The following is a 12,069-nucleotide window of genomic DNA, read 5'->3' on the forward strand; positions in this document are numbered from 1 at the left end:
TATCAAGGGGGCTAATGGAGATGTTGGAGAGTATTGTTCGGACAGAAAAGCTATGTAAGAATTTCAAAGTGGGAGCAAATGATATCCCAGTGTTAAAAAACATTGAGATTTCGATTGAATCAGGCGATTTTGTTTCCATAATGGGGCCATCCGGATCTGGTAAAAGTACGTTATTGTATTTACTTGGAGGGATTGATCAACCAACTTCTGGAAAAGTGTTCATTCAAAATCAAGATATTAATAAAATGAAGGATAAACAGAAAAGTATTCTACGAAGAAGAACGATGGGCTTTGTGTTTCAGTTTTATAATTTAGTACAAAACTTAACAGTAGAAGAAAATATTTTACTTCCAGTTACGATGGATAAGAAGAAGCCAGCTGATTATAAAGAGCAGCTGGATGAGATATTAGAAATTGTTGGTCTTTCAGAACGGAAGAAATATACACCAAGAGAATTATCTGGAGGACAGCAACAACGGGTTGCCATTGCTCGAGCGTTAATCCTAAGTCCAGCACTCATACTAGCAGATGAACCAATTGGGAATTTGGATAGTAAGACAGGAACAGCCATTATGGAGCTTTTCCATCGTATTAATCAGGAAAAGGGCATTACGATTGTCCAGGTGACACATTCCGAAGAAGCGGCTGAATATGGTAATCGATTAATTCGGATGAGAGATGGAGAGATAGTTGAGCCAGTGTTGATTTGACACGAGTAGGATGAGGTTGGGACAAAACGAAAAGAATTAAATGTTAAACCGAATGATACAGGATACTAGCTCCGGAAATATACGTAGACTCCTGCGGGAGGAAAGGCATCGGTGAGACCCCGAAGTGCGAAGCACGAGGAGGCTCAGGCAGCCGCCCGCGAAGTATATTTCCGGAGCGGGGTCTTTGCTCATCATTCGGTTTTTCCTTTAAGTTAATTCTTTTGTCCCAGCCTCTTAATGCTCACTATCCATAGGTATCGCATTGACTCCATTCTTTTTATATTCTAAGCTTTACAACAAAAGAAAAAGATTGATCTCAAGCGTATTTGGGAATAGAAAAAGGATGATAATGGCATAGGATAGAAATAGGGGGGATTGTAGACATCATGAAGACAACTAGTAAAAAGCTAAGGCCAATATTAAAAGAGATTTTCGATTATTTACATGCAAACCCAGAAGTCAGCTGGAAAGAATTTCATACTACGGAATATATTAAAGGGTTACTTGCGAATAAGAAGGTAAACATTCAATGCTTCCCAGAAATAACTGGTTTAGTAGTAGAAATTGGTAGTGGGAAGCCGGTTGTAGCACTACGGGCTGACATGGATGCACTTTGGCAAGAGGTTAACGGTGAATTTAAAGCAAACCATTCCTGTGGACATGATGCTCATATGACGATTGTATTAGGTGTGCTGTTTACACTTCTTGAGGAGGGAATTCCGGCTCAAGGAACGTTTCGGTTTATATTCCAGCCAGCTGAAGAAAAGGGAGATGGTGCGTTAACACTCGTAGAAAAAGGGGTGGTGGATGATGTTGATTTCCTATATGGTCTTCATCTGCGGCCAATTCAAGAATTAAAGCACGGTCAGTTCTCACCAGCAATTAGGCATGGGGCTTCTTGGTCAATTGATGGCGTTATTACAGGGGAAGATGCCCATGGTGCTAGACCACATCTTAACGCTAATGCAATTCAAGTGGGGAGTGAGTTTTTTCAGCATTTGAATAACCTGTATATGGATCCGATGATTCCGCACTCGGTAAAGATGACGAGCTTCCATGCTGGAGGAGAGAGCACTAATATTATCCCTGGGAATGCTACGTTTTCTATTGATATGCGTGCTCAAACTAATGAAGCGATGGAGGAGCTCTTGGAGAAAGTGGAGCGAATTGCTAATATGCTTTCCAACTATCATGGAGTAAAAATTGATCTATCGATAAGCTCAAGTGTTGCCGCCGCAGTAATCAATGAGGAAGCAAGTAATTTATTGGAAGAGGCGATTGTGGAGACAGTTGGCAAAGACCACTTAGTACCGATGATTACAACAACTGGAGGGGATGATTTTCATTTTTATACCATTAAGAGACCAGCTTTAAAAGCAACCATGTTAGCAGTTGGCTGTGATTTAGATCCAGGGCTACATCACCCTCAAATGACGTTTAATTATCAAGCAATCGAGCCAAGTGTGGAGATCTTAGTAACGGCATTACGAAGGACTGTAAGAAAGTATCAAGGTTAGGAGGGAGACTATGGGGATAGAAATTAGAGAAATAACAACATTGGAGGAACTGTATCAAATACAAAAAATCGAAGAAATCGTCTGGCAGGATACACCGATTCCGATTCACCAAACATTAACCGCCTTTCGTAATGGTGGTGTGCTAATAGGAGCTTTTCTAGAAGGGAATATGATTGGCTTCCAGTATAGTTTTCCAGGATTTGATGGACAAGAGGTGTATTTAGTTTCACACGAACTAGGAATTCTTCCAGCATATCGTAAGTTTGGACTTGGAGAGAAAATAAAACGTAAGCAACGAGAGATAGCAGCGGATAAGGGATATGATAAAATGATTTGGACATATGATCCGCTTGAGAGTGTCAATGCTTATTTGAATTTACATAAATTGGGTGGGATAGCAACTGCCTATAAAGAAAATTATTATGGGACAATGGATGATGGATTAAATAAGGGACTTGCTTCTGATCGATTGGTAATGGAATGGAATTTTCAAAAAGATAAGGAGCCATTCGATGGTACAATTGATTTCTCGCAATTACTATTGGAAATGGGACAGGAGATGGAGCCAAGGCGAACAGATGTGGAATTTGATGGTGATAGTGAACAGTGGTTTGTTGCCATTCCGGCTAATATTCAAGATATGAAAGCAACCAATTTAGAACGTGCTATTAGGTGGCGCAAGAGTACTAGAGAACTATTTCAATTATTATTTTCAAACGGTTATACGGCTAAAGATTTTATTAGAGATGAACATGTCAGTTATTATTACTTTGAAAAATGATTAGGAAGAAGGGTGTAACATGACAATTCCAATAAAAAACATCATCATCCATCGACTCAATATGAGAATGATTGATCCATTTGCCACAAGCTTCGGCACCATGCAGGACAAAGAATTCTATATCGTAGAAGTGGTGGATACAGACGGGAATCATGGTTACGGAGAAGGGGTCGCATTTTCTATTCCTTGGTACACAGAAGAGACGATAAAGTCTAATTTAGCTATCATGGAAGACTGTTTAATTCCTATTTTAAGAGATAATGTAATTGAACATCCAAATGAGGTGTTTCCGTTATTCGAACGATTACGTGGCAATAATATGGCTAAGGCTGCTATAGAGGGAGCGATATGGGACCTTTATGCGAAACGGCAGGGTATACCGCTAGCAAAAGCTCTCGGTGGCCAAAAGACAGAGATTGATGTGGGAATCAGTATTGGCATACAGCCAAGTGTAAAAGAATTATTGAATAAAATCGAGCATTTTCTTGTGCAAGGGTATAAGCGGATAAAGTTGAAAATTAAGCCTGGTCATGATGTGGATATGCTTCATGAGGTGCGAAAGGCTTTTCCAGATACACCCATTATGGCAGATGCAAATTCCGCCTATACGCTAGATGATATAGACATGCTGAAGCAGTTGGATAATCTGAATTTAATGATGATTGAGCAGCCCCTACAGCATCATGATATTATCGACCATGCCAAGCTGCAAAAGGAATTACAAACCCCGATTTGTTTAGATGAGAGTATTCACTCATTGTATGATGCTCAAAAGGCGATTGAACTAGGAAGCTGCAAAATTATCAATATAAAAGTAGGCCGTGTTGGGGGCTTGTCAGAATCAATCAAAATTCATGATTATTGTGAGGAACATGGAATCCCGGTGTGGTGTGGCGGAATGTTAGAAGCTGGTATTGGGCGAGCACATAATGTGGCGATTACGACTTTAGCTAACTTTATTTTACCAGGGGATACCGCAGGGTCCTCACGATATTGGAAGAAAGATATTATTAAACCGGAAGTTGTAGTGGAAAATGGCGTAATCAAAGTACCAACAGCCCCTGGTATTGGTTATGAAGTGGACGAAGAAGCGCTAGAAGCGTTTCGCTTTGAAAAGCTGGCATTCCCTATGTAATTGTATCGTGATAGTAGCGGAAATTAAGGAGAATCCAGAACCTTATAGATGATTAATACACCTAGCCCTCATAGGAAAATGTATTTCCGAAGTGGGCTAGGTGAATGATTATTATATCACGAGATTATAAGCGTGCGCCTAATCCAGTGCAATGATATAGATCACTCATTCTGAGCATCAAAATATTCTACTAAACCGTTTGTAATTGCTTCGGCAACCTCTGTTTGGTATTCGTCGGTTTGAACCTTCTCCAAATCACTTGGGTTTGATATAAAACCAAGTTCCAGCAGTACAGCGGGATTTTGATTATGTTTTAGAACATAATAGTCCTCTTGCCTAATCCCTCTGTCTGTCATATCTAGTTCTCCAACTAATGCGGAATGAATTTTCTCAGAAAGCTCCTTACTTGTATTCGTGTTAGCGTAATACGTATTAATACCATTTACCTCTGGATTGTTAAAGTAATCATAATGTAGACTGATGAATACATCGGTTTCATGGGTGTTACTTTGATACGCTCGATTTTCAAGCGTAATAAACGTATCGTCTGCTCTAGTGAAGTTTACCGTTGCCCCTTCTGCTTCTAAGTGATTGGCTAGCTTTGTTGCAGTAGATAGGGTCAAATCTTTTTCACGTACGCCATCATTTACTGCTCCAGAATCCTTGCCACCGTGGCCTGGATCAATCAAAATGTTATAGCCATTTAATTGATGTTTTCTAACGGTAATGGTGTCTTCTGAAATCTGCATGTGATTTTGTTGAATATATCCCATTGGCAAATAATCTAATGTTTCCGTGACATGGTCAAGTGTATAGTGATTAAAATTATCCTCTATCTGTGTGGATGTATCATCTTCCTCGGCTGTCTCTTTCATGTCATCCTTAACTTTTGCTTTTTCTTCAGATTCCTCCTTCACTTCTTCTGTTTCTTTTTCTTCTATTTCACTTTCTTCCTCTGTTATCGTGTCACTGTCTTCTAGTAAACTATCATCATTTTCCACTTCTATCGTTTCTTCGATTAATAGAAGTTCCTTTCCATATACCCAAACAGGCTCCCCATCGAAGAAAGTTTTGACCCATCCATTCTGCTCTTCGAATGTTCTTAGTCTATCTCCTTCCACTAATGTTCCGATAACATCAGCATCATGATTAGGAGCGGTTCTCATAATGGACTCTGCTTGAACTTCAAATAATTTAACATGGTCATTCTCGGCACTTTCTGCATGTGCATTTGTTACGGATATAAAAGAAAATAACATAAGCATAAACCCTGTCATCCAAATAGTATTGACAACTTTTCTCATATTCTCTCAATCCCTTTCGTAAATTATGAATCTAGTAGAAAGGATGGTCAGAAAATAATAGATTTAAACATAAATGGGTAAGTTTTTATTTTTTTAGGTGAAAAGAAGTGGTTTAACGTCTCTCTTACCTAGTTAATTAGACTTGCTCTATTAAGTGGAACTATTACTTATGTAGGAGTGGTTGAACACGGTTAGTCCATATTTTACTAACAGCTTTATATAAAATGGTAACGTTCGCTATACAAGTTCTGTCGAAAACGCTGTAAAACATGAGATAACAACGATAAAATTCCAAAAAATAACATGATAGGACATAAGCTCTAGGATAATGAAGTAGACAATTATAAAGGAGTTAGGGCAAGTTATCTATTAGCATTTTATTAGTTTAGGCTAGTGGCATAGTTCATTCGAATTAGGAAAGCTAAATATATATTCCTTTTTCTTCGATATACAAGAAAACATTACAAATTTTTTCTTGATCTACGCTATGTTCAACATGATCTTCTATTTTTCGGCAGTCTAAATAAAGCTATTAGACTATCTAGTAAATGGTATTTTCTAACGATTCACTATTCTAATTTTTCTGTTAATATAAGGACATTGAGTCATAGGAGTATAAAAATATAGTAGTTTCTTAATAGAAAGGTCGGGTGATAAATGAAAAAAATACTAGTCAGCTTCCTTGTCATGATCTCCTTGATAGCAGCATTTCAAGTATCCGTATATGGGGCGTTCTCTTTTGACAAAAAGAACGTAAGCACGGCTATCCATAACCTAGAAAATAGGATGTTCCAAAGGAAAGTTGCCATCACGGACCATTTAAAGGATCAACAAGAACAGCATCTAAATCAGATAAAGGACAAACTAACCGAGTTGCATGAAGATACATCGAACATGACGGCGGTACGCGTACAACAATATAAGGAAAGCTATCTTTCGGCAATCGATGCGCTAACTATATCTTTAGATGAACCATATAAACAGATGTCGAAAGAAAAGAGTAATGAATTAAGTCTAGAGATTGAAGCAGAAGTAGTCGATTATTTGAGTCAATTATTAGTTCGGAATCAGAAAAGCAATCATTCAACTATTTTAGAATAAAAGGGGAGATTAATGATGAAAGTACGTAAAGGGTTGAAAAAGAAATTATTAGTAGGGGTAGCTGCGGTTGGAATCGTTGCAGGATCAGGAATTGCACTTGCTAATACGGATGCTGGTGCACAGCTTCGTGCCTGGTATGAAGGAATGTTTTCTAACACGGTAGAGAATATTGAAGCGAGTGTAGAAGAATATGGTCAAAGCAAGCTCCCAGGATTACAAGCAGAATATGAACAATTAAAAGCTACAGCACAAATGGATATTGATTTAACGAGAGAACTTGAAACAGGTAAGTCCTTATCAGAAATCATTAATGCGAAAATAAGTCATTTGGAATCGTTGAGCGAAGAAGAGCAAGCAATTTTAGCGGGAATCGGGCTAGAGTTCTACAATGTATTTCTAGATGGTTATTTTGAAATCCAACGTGTTCAGCAGGAGGGGTTAGATTATGCGACTAATGATTTAACCGCTTATACTGGGGAAATTGGACAAGAAGCGATGGCGACCATGACATCAGATATAAATACTGCTAGGGACCAGGCTGTACAAGAGCTAGAAGAAGCTATACAGCAGGCACAAGAACAGCTTGCTCAAGCATTAGATACGCAAGAAGAAATTACCGTTAGAAATTTACAAAATCAAATTGATTGGGCTATTGAGGACTTAAGAGAATCGGTAACATCATTACTTGATGGATTAGTAGAAGAACAAGAACAAATTATAATTGCTCACGCACAACAATTGGAAGATCAAGCAAAAGCCGCTCTTGACGATGTAGTGAATGGTATCAATTAGAAAGAACTTCAAGGCAGATAGAAAAGAGTAAAATCCTTTCCTGCCAGGATAAGAAAAGCGAGTGCAAGATTTTTAAAAAATACGGATGTCTCAAGAATTGGGTCTCACTCCAAAGAGAGGGTTAGACGGACGGGACATCCCTTTTTATTGGCAGATAGGAAGGTAGAAACCTTTTACAGCCAACGTAAACAAAGAATACATTCGCTAAAGGACGAGCAAATGCGAGTTTTTCTAAGGAGGTATATATATGAAGAAAGACAACAAATTATATTTACCAATAATCGGAATTGGAATCGTCCTAATTATTATGATAAGTAGTGTGAAGGTAGTATTTGCTAACGAGGATATTACCTATATGTTAAAGAATTGGCTTGATGATAAGCAGTCCGCTTCTATGGAGGAAATAGAGAGGACGATTTCTCAGGAAAAAGAAAAGCAGACAACTCGTCTAAAGAGCGAAATACACGAAGCGATTCAATCAGCAGAAAGCCAGTATGAAGCATTCCTAGAAGAAGAGAAAACAAAACGGAAACAAGAATTAATAGATTATGCGGATCAATTAATTTCCAATTATGATGTTAGTATGGAAGCGGACCAAGTATTACTAGATAAATTAAATTGTCTCATAACAAAGACAGAAATAGAAATGGACATTGTATTAGGCAAGAAAGATACTAGTCAACTTATCGATTGTGGAGAATTACAAGTGGATGATGCTAATTAATTTTGTAATTCAATGCTATGAAACATGTTCAAGAACCTCTTTGATAGGGGAATAAGAATCTCACCATTGGTAGGTGATGCTATTGGAAACAAGTATCGTAATGGAAGATAGGAAAAATGAAAGTGAAGCGGAACGTAATGATAGCAGGTTAGGATGGATCGGCTTTATTTTTTGCTTAGTAATCGCCTTTATAGTTTTTCGGTATGTTATTGGTTTCATTGTTATTTCTGGGGATTCTATGAACCCGACACTAGAAAATGGAAATGTAGTATTATCAAGTAATCTCTTTTATACTGTGGATCGACATGATATTATTATTTATCGCGACCATAATGGATTTGATGTGGTCAAACGAGTAATCGGTTTACCTAATGATCGCATTATGATTCAGGATGGTTCGATAGTTGTAAATGGCGAGATGATGAACGAACCATATAGGGTGGGTGCTTCTAATGATATGGAAGAGGTAGTGGTTCCTAAGAATACTTATTTTGTAGTGGGAGATAATCGTACTCCTGGTGAAAGCTTAGATAGTAGGAGTAGTAATGTGGGACCGATCCATAAAAGCACTATCCAAGGAGAAGTAATAATTTCTCTTTTTCCATTTTCTATGGCATTGAATAAATAGTGCCGAATAGGAAAGGTTGAAGTGGTAAGTTAATTATCTATGCGGGAAACTAACGGAATAAGCTACTCCATTTACAATCTATTAAAAAATCCTCTAGCAAAATGGCTAAAGGATTTTTCTATTTATTTCTTTTTACGTTTACTTAATCTGCCAAGAATAAATGCACCTGCTGCAACCCCAAGTACTGTATTGGTTTTCTTGTTGAAAACTTGCTTCACCATTAAGTTCATGTTTTGAGGACGCTCTGCAAGACGACGCATGTAGTAACCATACCAATCATCTCCGAATGGAACATACGTACAGAAGTTGTAACCTTCTTTTGCTAATTCCAATTGCATGTCTTTACGGAAGCCGTAAAGCATTTGGAATTCAAACTTGTCCAATGGAATGTCGTTTTCTTTTACGAATTGCTTTACATGATTAATAATATGATGATCATGCGTTGCGATTGATGTAAATTTCCCACTTAATAAGTGATATTCGATTAATTTAAGAAAGTTCTGATCAATATCTTTCTTATCCTGGAATGCAACAGTTTCAGGCTCTTTGTAAGCACCTTTCACTATACGTAGGCGATAATCCTTATATTTTTCAATGTATTTAACGGACTCAAAAAAGTATGCTTGGATAACTGTACCAATGTTATCAAAATCTGTAGAAAGCTCATCAATTAGGTCAAAGGAAGGCTTTAAGTGACCATAGTCCTCCATGTCAAAGTTAATGAAAATATCATACTCATTTGCTTTTGATACAATATCTACTAGATTTTGTTTGCAAAATTCATAATCAATATCCAGTCCAAGCTGAGTAGGCTTTAATGAAATATGTGCATCCACTTCATTTACTCGGATAGCTTCAATCACTTCCAGAATCTGATTCTTCGCTTTTAATGCTTCTTCTTTTTCTGTAACAAATTCTCCTAAGTTATCAATTGTTGCGGAGATGCCATGACGGTTTAATTCCTTTACACTTTGAATCATTTCTTCAATATTGGTACCGGCTACAACGGACTGAGCACCTAATTTTAAACCATATTTTTTTGCGGCATTGTTTAAAAATTGATTTTGTGACATCCCGATGAAGAAATCCTTTAAATTCATCATGCATACCTCATTTACTATTTTTCTTTTATTATATCGGATAATAGGGTTTTCTGTCACTTCTTGTGAGATATTGCGTGCAATATATTGCTGAGGGGGTGGGCGCATATGGTGTTGAAAAGGGAGTATCTAATTCAGGGATGGGCGCATCTGATAACGAGAAGGGAGCATCATATTTAAAATAGGACCTATCTGAAAATGAGAAGGTAGCATCAAATACGAAATAGGGCTCATCTAATAATGAGAAGGGAGCATCAAATGCGAGAATGGTTGCATCTGATAACGAAAAGGGAGCATCAAATACGAAATTGGTCGCATCTGAAAATGAAAAGGGCGCATCATACTCAACTCTACCAGCACCTAATACAGAGGAAAGTTGAGAAATGCATATCTAGTTCTATTTAAGATTAAATGGTAAATTAGTAGATAGAGTTTACTATTACATCCAAAGGGGTTTGTACATACCATGTCTTCAAAAGATTATTATTCACTTATTGAAGCTACTATTGTTGCGGTTTTAGGTGGTTCATTGTTTTATTTGGTAAACGCGCCACTTCCATGGGTATTAGGATCCTTGACATTTGTGATGCTATGGCAAGGTCTTACAAAACGGACTTTATGTATTCCCAATTCTATACGAGATACAGGTTTTATTATTCTAGGAGTATACTTTGGCTTATATTTCACAAAGCAAACACTACTAACGGTAATTCCCTACCTTCTCCCATACATGGTTGCTACCAGTATATTAATCATAGCTTGTATAATTCTTGGTACACTAGTAACAAAATGGATTCATGTTGATAAGGTAACTAGTGTTTTCTCCTGTATTCCTGGAGGGCTTTCGGAAATGGCTATTGCCAGCGAGTCATTAAAGGCAAATCCTTCTTTAGTCGTCATTTTTCAGACTATCCGATTGATTACGGTATTATTTACTATTCCCCCATTTATGGTATATTTTCTTGGTAATATCGGTGGTGGGAGTTTCCAACGTGTAACAGGGGATATGATATTAGGCATTGGATGGAGTAGTTATTTATGGTTCCTGATTCCGATTGCCGCTGCCATTTTTTTAAGAAAGAAAATACCAGCTGGAATTATCATTGGTGCCCTTGGTGTTACGGCCATTATGAATATTAGTCCGATTGATTTAAATTCGGTGCCATCAATTGTCATGAATGCTGGCCAGGTAGCAGTTGGCGCAAGCTTAGGGAAAAATATCTTATTTGACCATTTGAAAATTGGTGGTAAATATACGTTTGTATATTTTGGTCTTTCTGTTACGATTATTACTATTTCATTTGGATTAGGGATATTACTTGCTGCCTTTACTTCGCTAGATTATGCAACAGCTATGCTCGGAATTGCACCTGGAGGGTTCTTTGAAATGGTGTTAACCGCTTATAATGTAGGTGGAGATCCAGCTGTTGTAAGTGCCCTACAGATAACTAGAATACTAATAATTGTACTTCTAGTACCTATATCGCTTAAGTGGTGGTTTACTAGAAAAGTAGGTGTGAAAGAGAGAACGGAATAAATATCTCGGTAGTTTAATAAGCGATTAAAAATATATTCAGAACTTCCATAAAGGGGGAGTTCTTTTTTTGTTAACAACTTTCATACAGCAAACAATATAAACTAAAAATTATTTACAATTGAAAATAAATGTATTATTATGAACAGTATGAAATAAATAAACAGCATATTAAAACTTTTCTATTTGTTAGCGGTAAAACCATCTTAGGGAGACATCAACAATGACAATGACTCTATTTTAATGATGGTTTTTTATCTGAAATAGGCGAGAAAACCCCCATCTTCAAGGAATGAGAAGGGTAAAGCCCAATGAGTAAGTGGGGGATGAATCCTCTTCGGACAAGGGATGGCTTACTTGCCATCTCGTTTGTCCGACTGTTCGAGTGCGTGTTGATGAGATAAATAATAGCTTAGGTACGAGTGGTAAAACCTTTTTTCTATAAAGTAATCCATTCGTTTCCATCCAACATAATGAAGGAGGTGGAAAATTAATGGTTGTGAAAAAAGCCTACAAGTTCCGAATCTATCCAAGTAAAAAGCAAATGGAACTGATTAACAAAACAATTGGATGTTCTCGCTTTGTTTACAACTATTTTGTTGGAAAACAAAAAGGGAAAGATGCTTATTGGTACATCGTCAATGAAATGGTGCAGAACGGTCAACTGACTGAAAATAATTGGAAAGGTGAGTTTTTCAATAAAAACCAATCCATTAAGGCAGTTCGTGAATTAAAGAAACACT

The 12,069-nt window shown here is 37.3% G+C and carries 12 protein-coding genes; 10 read left to right on the forward strand and 2 right to left on the reverse strand.

The features are described 5' to 3' along the window. Positions 1-20: 20 nt before the first annotated feature. The 4 genes from AAIB49_RS14220 to menC all read left to right on the forward strand — a co-directional run bounded on the left by AAIB49_RS14220 (position 21) and on the right by menC (position 4,143). Positions 21-710, forward strand: a complete 690-nt coding sequence (locus AAIB49_RS14220) for an ABC transporter ATP-binding protein (protein WP_343458395.1) — start codon at positions 21-23, stop codon at positions 708-710. 386 nt (positions 711-1,096) lie between these two features. Beyond that, a complete protein-coding gene (locus AAIB49_RS14225) occupies positions 1,097-2,227 on the forward strand; it encodes a M20 peptidase aminoacylase family protein (protein ID WP_343458396.1) in 1,131 nt (376 codons plus the stop codon). Positions 2,228-2,237: 10 nt separating this feature from the next. Next, the gene (locus AAIB49_RS14230; RefSeq protein WP_343458397.1) at positions 2,238-3,008 is read left to right on the forward strand and encodes a GNAT family N-acetyltransferase; all 771 of its coding nucleotides are present in this window, start codon (positions 2,238-2,240) and stop codon (positions 3,006-3,008) included. Between the two features lie 19 nt (positions 3,009-3,027). Continuing rightward, positions 3,028-4,143: an o-succinylbenzoate synthase gene (gene menC, locus AAIB49_RS14235; protein WP_343458398.1), complete on the forward strand. Its 1,116-nt coding sequence runs from the start codon at positions 3,028-3,030 to the stop codon at positions 4,141-4,143. A 161-nt stretch (positions 4,144-4,304) separates the two neighbouring features. Here menC and AAIB49_RS14240 read toward each other — a convergent pair whose 3' ends face one another. Further along, on the reverse strand, positions 4,305-5,447 hold the full coding sequence (locus AAIB49_RS14240) for an N-acetylmuramoyl-L-alanine amidase (RefSeq protein WP_343458399.1): 1,143 nt from the start codon (positions 5,445-5,447) through the stop codon (positions 4,305-4,307). A gap of 657 nt (positions 5,448-6,104) precedes the next feature. On the opposite strand from AAIB49_RS14240, the gene AAIB49_RS14245 reads away from it, so the two are divergent. The 4 genes from AAIB49_RS14245 to lepB all read left to right on the forward strand — a co-directional run bounded on the left by AAIB49_RS14245 (position 6,105) and on the right by lepB (position 8,692). After that, entirely contained in the window at positions 6,105-6,548 is a 444-nt protein-coding gene (locus AAIB49_RS14245; protein ID WP_343458400.1) for a hypothetical protein, read from the forward strand. 15 nt (positions 6,549-6,563) lie between these two features. After that, positions 6,564-7,340: a hypothetical protein gene (locus AAIB49_RS14250; RefSeq protein WP_343458401.1), complete on the forward strand. Its 777-nt coding sequence runs from the start codon at positions 6,564-6,566 to the stop codon at positions 7,338-7,340. Between the two features lie 247 nt (positions 7,341-7,587). Next, positions 7,588-8,064, forward strand: coding sequence for a hypothetical protein (locus tag AAIB49_RS14255; RefSeq protein WP_343458402.1), 477 nt, complete (start codon positions 7,588-7,590; stop codon positions 8,062-8,064). Between the two features lie 82 nt (positions 8,065-8,146). Continuing rightward, positions 8,147-8,692: a signal peptidase I gene (gene lepB / locus AAIB49_RS14260; RefSeq protein WP_343458403.1), complete on the forward strand. Its 546-nt coding sequence runs from the start codon at positions 8,147-8,149 to the stop codon at positions 8,690-8,692. A gap of 122 nt (positions 8,693-8,814) precedes the next feature. Here the strand turns inward: lepB and AAIB49_RS14265 are convergent, their stop codons facing one another. Then, a complete protein-coding gene (locus AAIB49_RS14265; protein ID WP_343458404.1) occupies positions 8,815-9,792 on the reverse strand; it encodes a proline dehydrogenase family protein in 978 nt (325 codons plus the stop codon). A 466-nt stretch (positions 9,793-10,258) separates the two neighbouring features. Between AAIB49_RS14265 and AAIB49_RS14270 the strand changes: the two genes are divergently transcribed. Together AAIB49_RS14270 and AAIB49_RS14275 are read left to right on the forward strand one after the other, a co-directional pair. Beyond that, entirely contained in the window at positions 10,259-11,329 is a 1,071-nt protein-coding gene (locus AAIB49_RS14270) for an AbrB family transcriptional regulator (RefSeq protein ID WP_343458405.1), read from the forward strand. A gap of 490 nt (positions 11,330-11,819) precedes the next feature. Then, positions 11,820-12,069: helix-turn-helix domain-containing protein (locus AAIB49_RS14275; protein WP_343458406.1), on the forward strand; the 250-nt coding region annotated here is incomplete at its 3' end.

This window comes from Ornithinibacillus proteolyticus (assembly GCF_039581225.1).
Classification (GTDB): domain Bacteria; phylum Bacillota; class Bacilli; order Bacillales; family Amphibacillaceae; genus Ornithinibacillus; species Ornithinibacillus massiliensis.